General features: G+C 69.4%; 14 protein-coding genes. 10 read left to right on the top strand and 4 right to left on the bottom strand.

Annotated elements, in window-relative coordinates; translation table 11 throughout:
• The first annotated feature begins 81 nt into the window (after window positions 1-81).
• The 9 genes from IE075_RS07395 (at window position 82) to IE075_RS07435 (ending at window position 10,040) form a co-directional block, all read left to right on the top strand.
• Complete coding sequence (locus IE075_RS07395; protein WP_189454969.1) at window positions 82-1,542, top strand: amidohydrolase; 1,461 nt, start codon at window positions 82-84, stop codon at window positions 1,540-1,542.
• Entirely contained in the window at window positions 1,539-2,843 is a 1,305-nt protein-coding gene (locus IE075_RS07400; protein ID WP_189454971.1) for an amidohydrolase family protein, read from the top strand. Before IE075_RS07395 ends, IE075_RS07400 begins: the two co-directional genes overlap by 4 nt.
• A gap of 109 nt (window positions 2,844-2,952) precedes the next feature.
• Window positions 2,953-3,357 carry a DUF1761 domain-containing protein gene (locus tag IE075_RS07405; RefSeq protein WP_189454973.1) on the top strand — a complete coding sequence of 135 codons (405 nt, stop codon included), beginning with the start codon at window positions 2,953-2,955 and terminating at the stop codon, window positions 3,355-3,357.
• A gap of 174 nt (window positions 3,358-3,531) precedes the next feature.
• Complete coding sequence (locus tag IE075_RS07410) at window positions 3,532-3,867, top strand: KGG domain-containing protein (RefSeq protein ID WP_189454975.1); 336 nt, start codon at window positions 3,532-3,534, stop codon at window positions 3,865-3,867.
• A 204-nt stretch (window positions 3,868-4,071) separates the two neighbouring features.
• Window positions 4,072-5,019, top strand: coding sequence for a DegV family protein (locus IE075_RS07415; protein ID WP_189454977.1), 948 nt, complete (start codon window positions 4,072-4,074; stop codon window positions 5,017-5,019).
• A 206-nt stretch (window positions 5,020-5,225) separates the two neighbouring features.
• A complete protein-coding gene (locus IE075_RS07420; protein WP_229792394.1) occupies window positions 5,226-8,708 on the top strand; it encodes an amidohydrolase family protein in 3,483 nt (1,160 codons plus the stop codon).
• A gap of 127 nt (window positions 8,709-8,835) precedes the next feature.
• The gene (locus tag IE075_RS07425; protein ID WP_189454979.1) at window positions 8,836-9,180 is read left to right on the top strand and encodes a hypothetical protein; all 345 of its coding nucleotides are present in this window, start codon (window positions 8,836-8,838) and stop codon (window positions 9,178-9,180) included.
• A 217-nt stretch (window positions 9,181-9,397) separates the two neighbouring features.
• Window positions 9,398-9,598: an adenine nucleotide alpha hydrolase family protein gene (locus IE075_RS07430; protein ID WP_189454981.1), complete on the top strand. Its 201-nt coding sequence runs from the start codon at window positions 9,398-9,400 to the stop codon at window positions 9,596-9,598.
• 133 nt (window positions 9,599-9,731) lie between these two features.
• The gene (locus IE075_RS07435) at window positions 9,732-10,040 is read left to right on the top strand and encodes a Dph6-related ATP pyrophosphatase (protein WP_189454983.1); all 309 of its coding nucleotides are present in this window, start codon (window positions 9,732-9,734) and stop codon (window positions 10,038-10,040) included.
• Window positions 10,041-10,117: 77 nt separating this feature from the next.
• Here IE075_RS07435 and IE075_RS07440 read toward each other — a convergent pair whose 3' ends face one another.
• Window positions 10,118-10,690, bottom strand: coding sequence for an EF-hand domain-containing protein (locus IE075_RS07440; protein ID WP_189454985.1), 573 nt, complete (start codon window positions 10,688-10,690; stop codon window positions 10,118-10,120).
• 500 nt (window positions 10,691-11,190) lie between these two features.
• On the opposite strand from IE075_RS07440, the gene IE075_RS07445 reads away from it, so the two are divergent.
• Window positions 11,191-11,775 carry a GAF domain-containing protein gene (locus tag IE075_RS07445; protein ID WP_189454987.1) on the top strand — a complete coding sequence of 195 codons (585 nt, stop codon included), beginning with the start codon at window positions 11,191-11,193 and terminating at the stop codon, window positions 11,773-11,775.
• A gap of 21 nt (window positions 11,776-11,796) precedes the next feature.
• Here the strand turns inward: IE075_RS07445 and fghA are convergent, their stop codons facing one another.
• From fghA to ppc, 3 genes are all read right to left on the bottom strand, one after another.
• Window positions 11,797-12,627: an S-formylglutathione hydrolase gene (gene fghA, locus IE075_RS07450; protein WP_189454989.1), complete on the bottom strand. Its 831-nt coding sequence runs from the start codon at window positions 12,625-12,627 to the stop codon at window positions 11,797-11,799.
• A gap of 7 nt (window positions 12,628-12,634) precedes the next feature.
• Complete coding sequence (locus IE075_RS07455) at window positions 12,635-13,744, bottom strand: S-(hydroxymethyl)glutathione dehydrogenase/class III alcohol dehydrogenase (RefSeq protein ID WP_189454991.1); 1,110 nt, start codon at window positions 13,742-13,744, stop codon at window positions 12,635-12,637.
• A gap of 94 nt (window positions 13,745-13,838) precedes the next feature.
• Window positions 13,839-16,598 (bottom strand): phosphoenolpyruvate carboxylase, encoded by a 2,760-nt coding sequence (ppc, locus tag IE075_RS07460; RefSeq protein WP_189454993.1) that lies wholly within the window; start codon window positions 16,596-16,598, stop codon window positions 13,839-13,841.
• Between the last annotated feature and the right edge of the window lie 35 nt (window positions 16,599-16,633).

Consider the following 16,633-nt stretch of genomic DNA (forward strand, 5'->3'; position numbering starts at 1 on the left):
GTTGGCAGCCTCATGCGCGGACCGCTACGGTGCGGCAGTTGCCCCCTCGTTTCGATGTCCTTGTCCTTCCAGGGAATGCCCATGCTTCGACCGATCTGCGCGGCGCTCGCCGTCGCACTGCTGTGCGCACCGGCGAGTGCCGCGCCGCCCACGACCGAACCGTCTGCGCCCGCGCAGCCGGCCTCCGCGTCGCGCTTCATCGCCGATCCCTACCCGAGCACGTACCGGCCGATCGCGTCCACGCCGGTGCTGCTCACGAACGCCACCGTGCTCACCGGCGCGGGCACGCGCCTCGACGGCGCCGACGTGCTGCTGCAGGACGGGCGCATCGTCGCGGTCGGCGCCAACCTGGCCGTGCCTGCCGGCGCCACGCGCGTGGATGCCACCGGCAAGTGGGTCACGCCCGGGCTGATCGACGTGCACTCGCACCTCGGCGTGTACCCGAGCCCCGGCGTGCAGGCGCACAGCGACGGCAACGAGGCCACCGCGCCGACGACGCCGAACGTCTGGGCCGAGCACTCGGTGTGGCCGCAAGACCCGGGCTTTGCCACCGCGCTCGCCGGCGGCATCACCTCGCTGCAGATTCTGCCGGGCTCGGCGAACCTCATCGGCGGCCGCGGCGTCACGCTCAAGAACGTGCCCGCAAACACCTATCAGGCGATGAAGTTCCCCGGCGCGCCCTGGGGCGTGAAGATGGCCTGCGGCGAAAACCCCAAGCGCGTCTACGGCAACAAGGGCGGCCCGGCCACGCGCATGGCGAACGTCGCCGGCTACCGCGCCGCGTTCATCGACGCGAGCGAGTACATGAAGAAGAACGCGCCGAAGGACACGCTGCCGCGCAAGCGTCGCTGGTGGCAGTCCGAAGAGACGCCCGACAGCGGCGGCGACACCGGCGGCAAGCGCGATCTCAAGCTCGACACGCTCGCCGGCGCGATGAACGGCGACATCCTCGTGCACATCCACTGCTACCGCGCGGACGAGATGACCACGATGCTCGATCTCGCGAAGGAGTTCGGCTTCAAGGTCGCCGCGTTCCACCACGGCGTCGAGGCCTACAAGCTCGCGGACCGCCTTGCTGCCGACGGCGTGTGCGGCGCGCTGTGGGCCGACTGGTGGGGCTTCAAGATGGAAGCGTTCGACGGCATCCAGGAAAACATCGCGCTCGTCGACCGCCCCGCAAACGGCTGCGCGATCGTGCATTCGGACTCAGAAGAGGGCATCCAGCGCCTCAACCAGGAAGCGGCGAAGGTGATCGCGAATGCGAAGCGCGCGGGCATGGACATCGCGCCCGAGCGTGCGATCCGCTGGGTGACGAGCAACGCCGCGAAGTCGCTCGGCATCCTCGATAAGACCGGCACGATCGAGCCCGGCAAGATGGGCGACGTCGTGCTCTGGAGCGGCAACCCGTTCAGCGTCTACACGAAGGCCGAGCAGGTCTACGTCGACGGCGCGCGCGTGTTCGACCGCAACGACCCGCGCCTGCAGCCGCGATCGGACTTCATGCTCGGCCAGGGCGTCCCGGCCACCGGAGGTGTGCAATGAACCGTGCGACCGCACTCGCCGGCGCGCTGCTGCTGGCGCTCTCGCCGACGCTCGCCGCGCAGGAGTTGTTGATCCGGAATGCGACGGTGCACACCGCCGGCGCGCAAGGCACGCTGAAGAACGCCGACGTGCTCGTGAGCGGCGGCAAGATCCGCGCCGTAGGCACCGGCCTGGCCGCCCCGGCCGGCGTGCAGACGGTCGACGCGCAGGGTCGGCCGGTCACGCCGGCGCTGTTCGGCGGCATCACCGAGATCGGCCTTGAAGAGGTTTCGGGTGAGCGGGCGACCGTCGATGAATCGCTCGCGCTCGGCGCGAACGCGAAGGACATGGTCGTGCGCCCCGAGTTCGACGTGACGCTCGCGTACAACCCGGAGTCCGTGCTCGTGCCGGTCGCGCGAGTCGAAGGCATCGGCTGGACGCTGCTCGGCGCCGGTGCCGCGGCCGGCGGTTCGATCGTGGCCGGGCAGGGCGGCGTGGTGCGCTTCGACGGCAGCGCCGAGCCGATGGGCAAGCGCGCGCTGTTCGTGCAGCTCGGCAGCGATGCGGCCGAGCTCACCGGTAACTCGCGCGCGGCGCAGTGGATGATTCTCGACCAGCTCATCGACGAGGTGAACGGCCGCATCCCGGTCGGCTCGCACGTTGCGCTGCTCACGCCGGCCGGGCGCGACACGCTCAAGCGCTATCTCGACGGCGGCGGGCGTGTGTTCGTCGATATCGACCGCGCGTCGGACATTCGCCAGTTGCTGAAGTGGTCGAAGGACAAAGGCGTCAAGGTCGCGATCGTCGGCGGCGCCGAGTCGTGGAAGCTGGCGTCCGACCTCGCCGCGGCGAAGGTGCCGGTGTTCGTCGACCCGCTCGCAAACCTGCCTTCGAGCTTCGATGAGATCGGCGCGTCGCTCGACACCGCCGCGAAGCTGCGTGCGGCCGGCGTCGAGGTCAGCTTTGCGCAGAGCGGCGACGGCTCGCATAACGCGCGCAAGGTGCGCCAACTCGCGGGCAATGCGGTCGCGAACGGACTGCCGTGGGAAGACGGGCTCAAGGGTCTGACGTCCGTTCCCGCCGAGGCGCTCGGTGTCGGCGACCAGATAGGCCGCATTGCACCCGGCCAGCGCGCCGACCTCGTGCTGTGGACCGGCGACCCGCTCGAAGTCACGACGGTCGCCGCGCAGGTCTGGCTCGACGGCCGCGCGATCCCGATGCGCAGCCGCCAGACCGAGTTGCGCGATCGCTACCTGCGCACGGCGATCCCGGCCGAGCAGGGCGGTCTGCCGCGCGCGTACCCGGCGGGCGACACGCGCTGAGCGTGATGCGTCGCGCCGGTGCCTGCGGGCATCGGCGCGGCGTCGGTCGTACGGTTGGCGCGCAGTACGATGCGCGCCGGGCCGCCATCGCGGCCGACCGGAGCCGGCCATGACGATGCCCTCGATCGACCTCAACTGGCTCGCGATCCTCGTCGCGGCGTTGTCCTCATTCGCGCTCGGCGCACTCTGGTACGGGCCGCTGTTCAAGCGCACGTGGTGCCGGGAGGCGGGCATCGACCTCCACGCCCTGCCGGCTCACCCCGCGCGCATCTTCGCGACCGCGCTGCTGTGCAGCCTGTTCTCGGCGCTGATGTTCTCGGTGTTCCTGGGCCCGACCGCGTCGGCGGCCGACGGCTTCGGTGCGGGCTTCGTCGTCGGCGTGTTCTTCGTCGCGATGAGCTTTGGCATCAACTACGCGTTTTCGCAGCGCAGCGTCATGCTGTGGATGATCGACAGCGGCTACCACGTGCTGCAGTTCTGCCTGTACGGGCTGATCCTCGGCGCCTGGCGCTGACCCATTCCGGCAAGTCGTGCCGACCGCGGAATAATTTGCGCGCCGCGTTTTCCGCCCAGCCCGGTGCGGTGTAGTTTCGTGTGCGAAACGGCTGGCACGCGCGTTGCGGCACTGCAGGGGCGGCCCGTCGCTATTCCGGCGCCGGGGCGCGCAGTCCCCAGCAGGAGCACGACCATGCCGAACCAGACCAACTCCGACCGCAACGGTTCCGGAGAAAAAGGCCGCAGCCGGCGCGGGTTTGCGGCCATGGACGAACGCAAGCAGCGCGAGATCGCCTCGTTGGGCGGCCGCGCGGCACACCGCAGCGGCAACGCGCACGAGTTCACGCCCGAAGAAGCGCGTGCCGCCGGACGCAAGGGCGGTGAGGCGGTGAGCCGAAACCGCGAGCACATGGCCGAGATCGGCGCGCGCGGCGGCGAAGCGAGCGGGCAGCGCAGCGCGCGCACTCCGCGCGAAACAGGATCGGGCCCGGCCGCGGCCGACGCCCGCGGTCCTGACGCCCGTCACTGATCCGAGCCGTCCTCCGTCCCCGCACCGCCGCGCATGTCGCGGCGGTGCATCCGCATGCGTGCTCGCGCCGTACCCCCGGGTCAGCGGCGCTCCGCTGCAAACGTACGCAACCGTTTGGTGGGCAAGAATTTTTCCGGCCTCAAGCGGCGGTATTCTTTGGCCGTTAACGAGAGACTTCTTCGCCGTTACAGGGGACGGCACATCATGCGCATTGGAATCGTCGTCGACTCGGCCTGCGACCTGCCGATCGACTATCTGCAAAAACACAACGTCACGATTCTGCCGATCACGGTGCGAATCGGCGAAGCCGTGCTCGCCGATCAGCGCAACGAAGAGGCGACGCTCGAGTTCCTGAAAGCGCATGTGGCCGAACACGGACACGAAGCCGAAACGATGCCGTACACCGTCCAGCAGATCCAGGACCTGTTCCTGCAGCGGCTGGTCATCGACTACGACTACGTGTTCTGCATGACGATCGCGCGCACGCGCAGCCCGATTTTCGACAACGCCACGCAGGCGAGCTTCGCGATCCTCAACGATTACAAGCCCGTGCGCTCGGCTGCGGGTATCACCACGCCGTTCGCACTGCGCGTGCTCGATACGCAGAGCCTGTTCTCGGGTCAGGCGATCACCGCCGTCGAGTCCATCCGCCTGCGCGAAGCGGGCGAGTCACCGCCGAAAATGCGCGCGCGCCTCGAGCAGGTCGCGCAGAACACGCGCGCGTACATGGTCCCGCGCGACCTGTACTACATCCGCGCGCGCGCCCGGAAAAAGGGCGACCGCAGCGTCAGCCTGTTCAGCGCGGCGCTCGGCAGCGCGCTCGACATCAAACCGGTGCTGCACTGCCACCGCGGCGAGACCTCGCCGGTCGCGAAGATCAAGGGTTTCGACCCGGCGGTCGAGCGGCTGTTCAAGTTCACCGCGCGGCGCGTGCGCAACGGCGAACTGATGACGCCGACCGTAGCGCTCTGCTACGGCGGTGAACTCAACGAGATGCGCGCGCTGCCGGGCTACCGCGAGCTCGTCGACAGCTGCCGCACGCACCAGGTCGAGCTGTTCGAATCGGTGATGAGCCTCACCGGCATGGTCAACGTCGGCAAAGGCGCGCTCGCAGTCGGCTTTGCGTCCGAGGCCGGCGGCTTCGACGACTGAGTCGCAAGTTGCTGATCCGGGCAGCGCGGTCGTGCAATCGATCCGCGCCGCCCGGCTTACGCGATCGCCGACATGGGCCGCGCCGACGCGATTGACCGAATCGGGCGATCGATGCACGCGGATGGCTGAACACGCGGTTCGGCCCGGGCATGGGCCGGGCTGCTCGCGCTAGGCTGCGGGTCCGTTCGACCGCGTGACCCAATCCCATGCCGACCCGCACCCTGCTCGCCCTTGCGCTCGCGAGCGCGCTCACCGTTTCCGCTGGCGTTGCCTACAGCCAGCAGCCCGCCCCGCCGACGCCGCAGCCGGCGCCGCAGGACAAGGACACGGCCGACCCCGACGGCGACGCGAACGGCGTGCAGCTCGAACAGGATGCGCTCGACCCGGTCGCGAACGACCCCGCGCAGGCGCCGCTCGACACCGCGAAGGGCCAGCGCAAGCCGGGCGAAGACGGCAAGGAAGCGAAGTGGGACATCACCGCCGCCCACGGCCCGACCAAGACGATTCGCTTCGAGACGAGCGAAGGCACCTGGCTCGACGTGGACGTCTCGCCCGACGGGCGCGACGTCGCGTTCTCGCTGCTCGGCGACGTCTACCGCATGCCGATCAGCGGCGGCCGCGCGACGCGCGTGACCTCGGGCCCGGCCTGGGACGTGCAACCGCGCTTCTCGCCCGACGGCCAGGAACTCGCGTTCACCTCCGACCGCGGCGGTGGCAACAACTTCTGGCGCATCGGCGTCGACGGCCGCAACCCGGTGCAGGTGACGAAGGAAGACTTCCGCCTGCTCAACAACCCCGCGTGGACGCCGGACGGGCAGTTCCTCGTCGGCCGCAAGCACTTCACCGGTGAGCGTTCGCTCGGCGCGGGCGAGCTGTGGATCTATCACACGAGCGGCGCCGGCGGCGCCGGCCTGCAGCTGACGAAGCAGAAGAACGACCAGCAGGACCTCGGCGAGCCGGCCGTGTCGCCTGATGGTCGCTACGTCTATTTCTCCGAGGACGTCAGCCCCGGCCCGACGTTCCAGTACAACAAGAACCCGCACGGGCTAATCTACGCGATCAAGCGCCTCGATCGCGAGACCGGCAAGATCGACACGCTGATCGCGACGCCCGGCGGCGCAGTGCGCCCGCAGCCCTCGCCGGACGGCAATTCGCTCGCGTTTGTAAAGCGCGTTCGCGACAAGTCGGTGCTGCACGTGATGGATCTCGCGAGCGGTCTCGTGCGCCCGGTCTGGGACGGCCTCAGCCACGACCAGCAGGAGGCGTGGGCGATCTTCGGCCCGTACGCGAACTTCGACTGGACGCCGGATTCGAAGTCGGTCGTCGTCTGGGCACAGGGCAAGCTCTGGCGCGTCGACATGGCGAGCGGCACACCCAAGGAAATTCCGTTCACTGCGCAGGTCGAGCAGACGGTCAGCGCCCCGCTTCGTTTCGAACAGACGATCGATGAAGGCTCGTTCGCGCCGAAGATGATCCGCGACGTCGCCACGAGCGCGGACGGCAAGACGCTGATCTTCCACGCGGTCGGCCGGTTGTGGCGCAAGGCGTTGCCGAATGGCACGCCGCAGCCGCTCACCTCGAACGAGAGCGTCAACGAATACCAGCCGAGCTTCAGCCCCGACGGCCGCAAGCTGCTCTACACCGCATGGACCGACGCCGGCATGGGCGCGATCTACGTGCGCGATGCGAGCGGCGCCGGCACCGGCACGCGGCTCACGCAGGAAAAGGGCTTCTACTACGCGCCGAAGTTCTCGCCCGATGGCAAGCGCATCGTCTACACGAAGTCCGGCGGCGGCGGCCTCACCGGCTCGCTGTGGTCGAACGATCGCGGCATCTACGTGATGAACGCCGACGGCCGCAACCCGGTGCGCATCGCCGATGAGGGCGAGTCGCCGCAGTTCAGCGCCGACGGCACGCGCGTGTACTACCTCACCGGCGGCGGGCTCAAGAAGAAGCTCATGTCGGTCGGCCTGCACGGCGAGCAGCCGCGCGAGGTGTTCGACCTCAAGTATGTCGACGGCGTGAGCCTCTCACCCGACGGCAAGTGGGTCGCGTTCACCGAGCTGTTCAACGCCTACGTGGCGCCGCTGGTCACGACGGGCAAGGCCGTCGAACTCAGCAAGGACAGCAAGGCGCTGCCGATCACGCAGGTCAGCGGCGACGTTGGCAGCTACATGCACTGGGCGGCCGACTCGAAGTCGCTGCACTGGATGGTCGGCGACCGCTACCACTCGCGTCCGCTCAACCAGGTGTTCGCGTTCCTCGACGGTGCGCCGGCCGAATTGCCGAAGCCCACGCACGAGGGCGGTGTGCCGGTTGGTCTGACCGTCAATGTCGACACGCCGAAGGACATCGTCGCGTTCACGAACGCGCGCATCGTGACGATGCGCGATGCGGAAAACGCGCAGGAGGTGATCGACAACGGCACGATCGTGATCCGCGGCGACCGCATCGAAGCGGTCGGCGCAAACGTCGCCGTGCCTGCGGGTGCGCGCGTGATCGATGCACAAGGCAAGACGATCGTGCCGGGCTACGTCGACGCGCACGCGCATGCGGCGCACTTCGGCCAGGGCGTAGTGCCGCAACAGAACTGGGCGTACTACGCGAACCTCGCGTTCGGCATCACGACGATGCACGACCCGTCGGCGACGAGCGAGTTCGTGTTCTCGCAAAGCGAGCTGCAGAAGGCCGGAAAGCTCGTCGGTCCGCGCGTGTTCTCGACCGGCACGATCCTCTACGGCGCCGATGGCGACTTCAAGGCGGTCGTGAACTCGCTCGACGACGCACGCAGCCACCTGCGCCGCATGAAGGCGCACGGCGCATTCTCGGTGAAGAGCTACAACCAGCCACGCCGCGACCAGCGCCAGCAGATCAACACGGCCGCGCGCGAGCTCGGCATGCTCGTGGTGGAGGAGGGCGGCAGCACCTTCCAGCACAACATGACGATGATCCTCGACGGTGCAACGGGCATCGAGCACAACATCCCGGTCGCGCCGCTGTACAAGGACGTCATCAACCTCTGGTCGCAGACCGACGTGCGCAACACGCCGACGCTCGTGGTGAGCTACGGCGGCCTGTCGGGCGAGTACTTCTGGTACGCGCGCGACAACGTGTGGGAAGACAAGAAGCTCAACCGCTTCTTCCCGCGCGAGACACTCGATGCGCGCGCGGTCCGCCGCGAGACCGCACCGGAGTGGGACTACCACCACATCGAAGTCGCGAAGGCGGCCAAGACGCTGCGCGATGCGGGCGTCAAGATCCAGGTCGGCGGCCACGGCCAGCTGCAGGGCCTCGCACCGCACTGGGAAACGTGGATGCTCACGCAGGGCGGCTTCAGCAACTTCGAAGCGCTGCGCGCGGCGACGTTCGACGGTGCGGATTACCTGGGCCTGTCCAAGCAGATCGGTTCGATCGAGCCGGGCAAGCAGGCCGACCTCGTCGTGCTCAACGCCAATCCGCTCGAGAACATCCAGGCCACGGTCGACACGCGCTACGTGATGGTCGACGGGCGCTTGTTCGACGTCGAGGCGGACATGGCCGAGATCGGCCACCGCGGCGAGAAGGCGCCGAACTTCTACTGGCAGCGCCACCGCGACGGCCAGACGTTCGGTCTCGAGTACGGCCCGACCGCCGTGTGCCACTGCCCGAAGGGTCATGGCGGCCACGCCGGTCACACGCACGACGACTAAGGCGGCAGCCGGGGCGGGCGCTCAGTGCGCCCGGCCCGGCGCGACATCCCGATCCGCCATCCGGCGTTCACGACGGCCGCATGCGCGCATCCCCAAACTGAACGGGACATTGGATCGAGACGAACCCATGGCCACCCGTTACTACATCAGCCTTGCCGACGGCGCCCGAGCACGCGGCAGCGACCCCAACCTTTCGTTCACCGCACAGGGCGCCGAGGCGTTTGCCGAGCAACTGCAGGCCGCGCTGCGCGAGGACGCACTGTTCGAACGCTGGCGCGCCTTGCAGGACGAGCCCGACGAAGTCGATGCGTCACTGGGCGCCACCGACCCGGCCGCAACCGTCACGGGCAAGCAGGACGACCTGCACATCGATTTGCTGGTCACCACGTCGATCTCCGGCACCGTGCTCAAGCACCGCATGCGGCTGCTGGCCGGCAGCAGCTGGACGCTGCGCGACGTCACGAGCGCCTGAGCCCCAGCTCATTTGCGCGGCGCATCGATCGCGCCGCGTGGCGACGGATGTGACGCACATCGACGGTTGAACGCGGTGCGTGCGCGGCAGTGGTCCGGTCGCCACGCGGTGCGCGCCGGATATTGCGGCGTGCTCCGCGTTCGCCAAGGCCGGCGTGTTCGCAGACGCTGTCGCGCCGTGTTCCGAGGCTGCCGATGCGAAGCCCCGTCCTGTTGTCATGAGCGGCGGCAAAGACGCCGCGTGGACGCTGCACACGCTGCAGCAGGGTGACGACGTCGGAGTGGTGGCGCTGCTGACCACCGTCACCGCTGAGTACGATCGAATCGCGACGCACGGCATTCGCTGCGATCTGTTGCACGCGCAGGCCCGGTCCACCGGCCCGCGTCTGGTCGAAGCGGCGATTCCCGCCCCCCTGTGACAACGCGACCTACGAGGCCGCGTTCGCCAATGCGCTCGCGCGGCGTGCATCCGGACTTGGAGGTGGTCGCGTTCGGTGAGCTGCTGCTCGCCGATGTGCGCGCGTGGCGCGCGGCGCCCTGCGTGAAGCTCGGATGGTCCAGCGGCCACTGTTCGGACGCGACACCGAGGCGCTTGCGCGCGAGATGGTCGACGGCCTGCGCGCAATGCTGTGCTGCGTTGACACTCAGCAGTTCGATGCACAGTTCAGCGGCGCCTCGTTCGACGCCGCATTGGTGGATGTGCTGCCGGCGACGTGTGACCCGTGCGCTGAGAAAGGGGAGTTCCACACGCTCGTGCACGCAGGGCCGATGTTCGACGGCCCTGTGCCCATCACACGCGGCGAGGGTGTGCTGCGTGAAGCGCGCTTTGTCTACACGGAACTCGAACTCGCGGGTCACTGACGTGTCACGCGCGTCGCTGCCGCGCGCGAGGTGCATTCACACCGCGCCGGGCACGTCCCTGTGCCCGTCCCGTTGATTCAGCGGATCACCCAGCCGACCGCTTCGTCGAAGCTCAGCTTGCCGTCGCGCGAGGTGTCGATCGAATCGAAGCGCGTCGACAGGCGCCTTGCCGCGCCGCCCTTCTTCGCGGCGGTGTCGACTTCCGCGCGCGACAGCATGCCGTCGCGGTCGGTGTCGAAGCGGTTGAACGGCAGGTTGGTCTCTTCGCTGAGCGCCGGGCCCGCGGTCGGCCACGACACCACGACGACCGGGCCGCGCGGCGTGTCGAGCGTGACGGTCTCGACGCCTTCAAGGCGCTCGACCGGAATCACCGGCACGATGACCGGGCCACCGGGACCGGCCGGCGCGACGGCCGGGCCGACCGGCACGACCGGCGTGATCTGGCGCGTGGCGGTGTCCGACGAGCCGGACTTCGCGCCCGACTGCATCGCGTCGTGGCCCTGGTGGCTCTGGCTCTTACCCTGGTTCTGGTTCTGGTTCTGCGGTTGATGCTGCTGGTGCGGCTGCCCCTGGCTCTGGGACTGCGCCTGCACGGCGCCGGCGCAGCACAGCGCGAGTGCGGCGAAAACAGCGGGAATGCGAGGGCTCATCGTTCGCTCCTGTCGGATGAAGTAACGACGCGGTGCCGACGGGCGCCGCGCACGGTCGCGTCCATGCGGGATGCCATTGCCTCCGTGCAATGCGCATTCGCCGGCGGATCGAGCGGGGCGCGGCCGATGCAGGCCCTTCCACCGCAGCGGTGAGTTGCCGGCGTTGTGGCGCCGGAGGCTACGGCGAGTGTCGTGCAGCCCAGATCAACTGCCGAGGTCGAGTTATCGGCGTGTTCAACGGCGTGCAGGCCGTGTGCGCAAGCGCGGCCGGCCCGACGCGCGACGCAAAGTCGTCGCCGCCGCTGCGTTTCTTGCGCGCCGACGCGCGGGTTGAACGGCTGTGTGCGCCGGCCGTTTGGCGCTTGGGCTTCGCGGTGAGGCGATGTCAATGAAGCCGCCTGGTGCGTTCCCGATTACGTGACGCGCGCCCTTCGCCATGCGTATCCACCGGCTGCCGACGTGCCTATGCTCGCGCTGCCCTTGCCGCTCCGCGTGTCCGAATGCTGCCGCCGCGTCTGCCCGACAACGAACTCGACCGGTTGAGCGCACTGCGCGCGCTTGGGCTGCTCGACACGTCCCGTGAGCCCCGTTACGACCGCTACGTGCGGCTTGTGCGCCAACTGCTCGCCGTGCCGACCGCGGCGATCACGCTCATCGACTCGAACCGGCAGTGGTTCAAAGGGCGCGAGGGCATGCCGCTGCGCGAGTCGTCGCGCGACGTTTCGTTCTGCGGCCACGCGATCCTCGAGCGCGGCATGTTGTGCATCCCCGACACGCACGCCGACCCGCGGTTCGCACAGAACCCGTTCGTGGTCGGCCCGCCGCATATCCGCTTCTATGCGGGTTGCCCCTTGCGCGTTCCCGGCGGCTTCGCGGTCGGCACGCTGTGCGCGATCGACGCGCAGCCGCGCGCGGCTGACCGCGAGCAGCTCATGGCACTGCGCGATCTTGCCGATTGCCTGGAGCGTGAATTCGCGACGCAGCTGTTGATGCGCGATGTCCGGGGCCACGACCCGGCGGGCGCGCTGCCGCGCACGAGCGCGTTCAAGACGCTGGAAAGCGGCCGGCCGCCCGAGCCGGCCTGATGGGTCGCCGGCGCGGCGGGCTCAGGCGCTCAGCGCCCGCGCGTGGTGCGCGATGTGCTCGCCGATGAAACTCGCGATGAAGTAGTAGCTGTGGTCGTAGCCCGGCTGCAGGCGCAGCGTCAGCGGATGACCTGCGGCCGCACACGCGGCCTGCAGGCGCTCGGGCTGCAGCTGCACGGTCAGGAACTCATCCGCATCGCCCTGGTCCACGAGCAGCGGCAAGCGCTCGCGTGCGTTCGCGATCAGCGCGCACGCATCCCACTCGCGCCATGCCTCGCGATCGTCGCCCAAGTACGTGGCGAACGCTTTCTGGCCCCACGGCACCTGCGACGGCGCGACGATCGGCGAGAACGCCGACACGCTGCGGTAGTGCCCGGGGTTGCGGAGCGCGAGCACGAGCGCACCGTGTCCGCCCATCGAATGGCCGCTGATGGCGCAGCCGTCGTTCGTCGGGAAATGCGTTTCGATGAGCCCGGGCAGCTCGTGCACGATGTAATCGTGCATGCGGAAATGCGAATCCCAAGGCGCTTGCGTCGCGTTGAGATAGAAGCTGGCGCCGATGCCGAGGTCATAGCCTTCCGCGTCCGGCACGCCGACGCCGCGCGGGCTCGTGTCCGGCACCACCAGGATCAACCCGTGCTCGGCCGCGTGGCGCTGCGCGCCGGCCTTGGTGATGAAATTCTGCTCGGTGCACGTCAGACCGGACAGCCAGTACAGCACCGGGCAATCGCGCTCGCGCGCATGCGGCGGCACGTAGACGCCGAACTTCATCGTGCAGCCGAGCGTGCCGGACTCGTGCTGCCAGACCTCCTGCGTGCCGCCGAAGCAGGCGTGCGATTCGATGCGTTGCATGGCGGCCTCAGTACCGGATGACGGTGCGGATCGACTCGCCGCGATGCATCAGATCGAACGCCTCGTTGATCTGCTCGAGCGGCATCTCGTGCGTGATGTAGGGATCGAGATCGATCTCGCCGCGCATCGCCTGTTCGACCATGCCCGGCAGTTGCGAGCGGCCCTTGACGCCGCCGAACGCGCTGCCGCGCCACACACGTCCGGTCACGAGCTGGAACGGCCGCGTGTGGATTTCCTGCCCCGCACCGGCGACACCGATGATGACGCTCTCGCCCCAGCCCTTGTGGCAGCACTCGAGCGCACTGCGCATGACCTCGACGTTGCCGATGCACTCGAAGCTGTAATCGACGCCGCCGTCGGTCATCTCGACGATGACCTCCTGGATCGGCCTGTCGAAGTCCTTCGGGTTGGTGCAGTCGGTCGCGCCCATTGATTTGGCGAGCTCGAACTTGCCCGGGTTGATGTCGACGCCGATGATCCGCGACGCCCCGGCCTGCACCGCGCCCTGGATCACCGCGAGGCCGATGCCGCCGAGGCCGAACACCGCGACCGTGTCGCCTCGCTGCACCTTCGCGGTGTTGTGCACCGCGCCGATGCCCGTGGTCACGCCACAGCCGAGCAGGCACACCTTTTCCGGCGGCGCCTCCGGATTGATCTTCGCCAGCGAGATCTCCGGCAGCACGGTGTACTCACTGAACGTGCTCGTGCCCATGTAGTGGTGCAGCATCTGGCCGTTGTACGAAAAGCGCGAGGTGCCGTCGGGCATCACGCCGCGGCCCTGCGTTGCGCGCACGGCCTGGCACAGATTCGTCTTGCCCGACGTGCAGAACTTGCAGCGCCCGCATTCGGCCGTGTACAGCGGGATCACGTGATCGCCCGGCTGCAGCGTCGTAACGCCTTCACCGACTTCGACGACGACGCCCGCGCCCTCGTGGCCGAGCACGACCGGGAACAGGCCCTCGGGGTCTTCACCGCTGAGCGTGAACGCGTCGGTGTGGCACACGCCGGTCGCGATGATCCGCACGAGCACTTCGCCAGGCTGGGGCGGTGCAACGTCGATCTCGACGATCTGCAGCGGTTGTCCGGGTTCGAACGCAACGGCGGCACGTGACTTCATCGGCGGGTCCTCGAAACGGCAAGCGGGCGATCATAGGCGGGCGCGGCCGGCCGCATGTCAAAGCGGCCGCGGTCGCGCCCCGACACGGCCCGGCTCAGCCGGTGTTCTGGATGCCCGCCGCGATGCCGTTGACGGTCGCCACGAGCGCGTCGAGCAGCGCGCCGTCGGGCGAGCCATCGGCGCGCCAGCGCGCCAGCAGATCCACCTGCAGCAGGCTGATCGGATCGACGTACGGGTTGCGCAGGCGGATCGACTGCCGCAGCCGGCGATCGCCGTCGAGCAACTCACTGCTGCGCTTGATGCGCAGCACCGCTTCGAGCGTGTGGTCGAACTCGTCGGCCACGCGCGGGTGGAAGCGCGCATGCAGGTCGCCGTCCGCACCTGTGCTCGCGAGCTGCGAATAGCGCTCGAAAATGCGCGGGTCGGACTTTGCGAGCACCATCTCGACGTCGTCGACGAGCGTGGCGAAGAACGGCCAATCGCGTGCCATCGCCGCGAGCGCGTCATCGCCGTGCCGCGCGAGCGCGGCCTGCAGCGCGGTGCCGACGCCGTACCACGCGGTCAGCCCGGAGCGGTTCTGGCTCCATGCGAACACCCACGGGATCGCGCGCAGCGACTGCACGCCCGGCGCGGCCGCGCCGCTCGCGCGCTTGCTGGGCCGCGAGCTGATCCGCAGCCGCTCGATCACGTCGATCGGCGTGGCGAGGCGGAAATACGCGGGAAACAACGTGTCTTCGTGCACGAGCGCGCGGTAGTGCGCGCGCGAATCGGCTGCGAGTTCGCCGGCAATGTCGCGCCATGCGGCTTCGCGCGGTTCGGCCGGTCGCGGCCGCAGGCTCGCGCGCAGCACGGCGGCCGTCGTCTGCTCGAGCGTGCGCAGCGCGAGCGTGCGGATGCCGTACTTGCGGTGGATCACCTCGCCCTGTTCGGTGAGCCGCAGGTGTCCGTCGACCGAGCCGCGCGGCGCGGCCAGCACGGCGCGCTCGGTCTTGCCGCCGCCGCGGCTGATCGAGCCGCCGCGGCCGTGGAAGAACGTGACCTGCACGCCGTGCGCCTGCGCGAGCTGCGTGAGTTCGACCTGCGCGCGCTGCAGCGCCCAGCGCGAGGCGAGCAGGCCGCCGTCCTTCGCGCTGTCGGAGTAGCCGAGCATCACGAGCTGGCGGTCGCCTCGCGAGGCGAGGTGCGTGCGGTAGACCGGGTCGGCCAGCAGCGCGGCGAGCGTGGCAGGCGCTGCGGCCAGGTCGTCGATCGTTTCGAACAGTGGCGCCACGTCGAGCGGCACTGCGTCTGCGTCGGTGCAGCCGGCCAGCCGCGCGAGCGCGAGCACGGCGAGCGCGTCGGCGGCGCTGCGGCTCATGCTCACGATGTAGGGGCCGAATGCATGCGCGCCGTAGCGCGTGCGCGCCTCGCGGACCGTGCCGAACACCGCGAGTGTCGACGCAGCGGGCTCGAGAGATGCCCGGGCGGAGGGCGGCTCGCGTCCTTCGATCAGCGCATGCAATCGCGTGACGCGCGCATCCACCGCACGGTGCGGCCAAGCAGCATCGTCGAGCAGCACGGCCAGCGCAGCATCGTGCGCGGCAGAGTCCTGGCGCAGGTCGAGCGTGGCGAGATGGAAGCCGAAGCAGCGCGCGCGCCGCAGCAGCCGGCGCACGGCGAACGCGCCGGCATGCGTGCCCGCATGCGTGCGCAGGCTGCGCTCGATCGCGGCGACGTCCTCGACGAACGCATCGGGTGAGCGATAACCGTGCGGCGCGTCGTCGAGCGTGCCGTCGAGCCGGCGCTGCATGAGCGTGAGCAGCGCCCGGTACGGCATGTCCGCGTCGCGCGCGCGCAGCGGCGCTTCAGGCAGCTCGCCGCGGTGGTGGAGGATGCGGGCCAGCACGTCGTCGTCGATGCCCACGCGTTCGGGCGATTGCGTGAGCAGCATCGACAGCGACTCGAGCTCGCGCCGGTACAGCCGCAGCACGCGTGAGCGCTGCACGCCGAGCGTGTCGGCGATCGTCGCCGCGCCCACGTTCGGATTACCGTCCATGTCGCCGCCGACCCAGGTGCCGAAGCGCAGCACGCCCGCCACAGCATCGTCGGTCTGCCCATCGATGGCGCCGGGTGCGTGTTCGCGCAGCGCGGCTTCGAGCGCTTCGCAGAACACTGGCAGCACGCGGTACAGCACGTCGGTGAGGTAGTAGCCGACGTGTTCGAGCTCATCGCGCACGCTGGGCTTTGCGGGCGGCGTGTCTGCGGTCTGCCAACCGGCCGTCAGCGCGACGCGCATGCGCGCGCGGTCGGCGGCGCGTTCGGCCGGCGTGCGCATGCGGTCGATGTCCTCGACGAGGCTCGCGACGAGCTGGCGTTCTTTTTCCAGCAGCGCGCGGCGCACGGCCTCGGTCGGGTGCGCGGTGAACACGGGCTCGATGCGCAGCCGCGGCAGCAGGGCGCCCACTTCGGACACGTCGGTGCCCTCGGCACGCAGCGCGGCAAGCACGGCGCGCAGGCCGCCGGGTTGCGCGCCGTCGCCTTCGCGCTCGTGCTCACGGCGCCGGCGGATGCGGTGCACGCGCTCGGCGACGTTGACGGCCTGGAAATAGGTGGCAAACGCGCGCACGAGATCGCTGACGTCGTCCGGCGCCACGCCGGCCAGCAGCGCATCGAGCGATTCGACCGGCGCATCGGCCTCGCGCCGCTGGATCGCGGCGCGTCTCAATTGCTCGACGGTCTCGAGGAACGCAGGCCCGCGCTGCTCGGCGAGGATCTCGCCGACGAGCGCACCGAGCATCTTCACGTCCTCGCGCAGGCGGGTGTCGGTGGCAGCAAAGCGCACCGTGCGCAGGGGCTCGTCGGAAGCGTCGGTCATGGGCTCGTCGGTCAGTGGGGACCGACGAAGGCTAA

Origin of the sequence: Cognatilysobacter bugurensis (assembly GCF_014652095.1) — a bacterium.
In the GTDB taxonomy this organism is placed as follows: domain Bacteria; phylum Pseudomonadota; class Gammaproteobacteria; order Xanthomonadales; family Xanthomonadaceae; genus Cognatilysobacter; species Cognatilysobacter bugurensis.

What these genes read in the sequence shown, in the direction of transcription:
- IE075_RS07455 (WP_189454991.1), bottom strand. Translation starts at nt 13,744, where the DNA reads ATGAAGTCACGTGCCGCCGTTGCGTTCGAACCCGGACAACCGCTGCAG.
- IE075_RS07405 (WP_189454973.1), top strand. Translation starts at nt 2,953, where the DNA reads ATGACGATGCCCTCGATCGACCTCAACTGGCTCGCGATCCTCGTCGCG.
- IE075_RS07415 (WP_189454977.1), top strand. Translation starts at nt 4,072, where the DNA reads ATGCGCATTGGAATCGTCGTCGACTCGGCCTGCGACCTGCCGATCGAC.
- fghA (WP_189454989.1), bottom strand. Translation starts at nt 12,627, where the DNA reads ATGCAACGCATCGAATCGCACGCCTGCTTCGGCGGCACGCAGGAGGTC.
- IE075_RS07445 (WP_189454987.1), top strand. Translation starts at nt 11,191, where the DNA reads ATGCTGCCGCCGCGTCTGCCCGACAACGAACTCGACCGGTTGAGCGCA.
- IE075_RS07430 (WP_189454981.1), top strand. Translation starts at nt 9,398, where the DNA reads ATGAGCGGCGGCAAAGACGCCGCGTGGACGCTGCACACGCTGCAGCAG.
- IE075_RS07400 (WP_189454971.1), top strand. Translation starts at nt 1,539, where the DNA reads ATGAACCGTGCGACCGCACTCGCCGGCGCGCTGCTGCTGGCGCTCTCG.
- IE075_RS07410 (WP_189454975.1), top strand. Translation starts at nt 3,532, where the DNA reads ATGCCGAACCAGACCAACTCCGACCGCAACGGTTCCGGAGAAAAAGGC.
- IE075_RS07420 (WP_229792394.1), top strand. Translation starts at nt 5,226, where the DNA reads ATGCCGACCCGCACCCTGCTCGCCCTTGCGCTCGCGAGCGCGCTCACC.
- IE075_RS07440 (WP_189454985.1), bottom strand. Translation starts at nt 10,690, where the DNA reads ATGAGCCCTCGCATTCCCGCTGTTTTCGCCGCACTCGCGCTGTGCTGC.
- ppc (WP_189454993.1), bottom strand. Translation starts at nt 16,598, where the DNA reads ATGACCGACGCTTCCGACGAGCCCCTGCGCACGGTGCGCTTTGCTGCC.
- IE075_RS07425 (WP_189454979.1), top strand. Translation starts at nt 8,836, where the DNA reads ATGGCCACCCGTTACTACATCAGCCTTGCCGACGGCGCCCGAGCACGC.
- IE075_RS07395 (WP_189454969.1), top strand. Translation starts at nt 82, where the DNA reads ATGCTTCGACCGATCTGCGCGGCGCTCGCCGTCGCACTGCTGTGCGCA.
- IE075_RS07435 (WP_189454983.1), top strand. Translation starts at nt 9,732, where the DNA reads ATGGTCCAGCGGCCACTGTTCGGACGCGACACCGAGGCGCTTGCGCGC.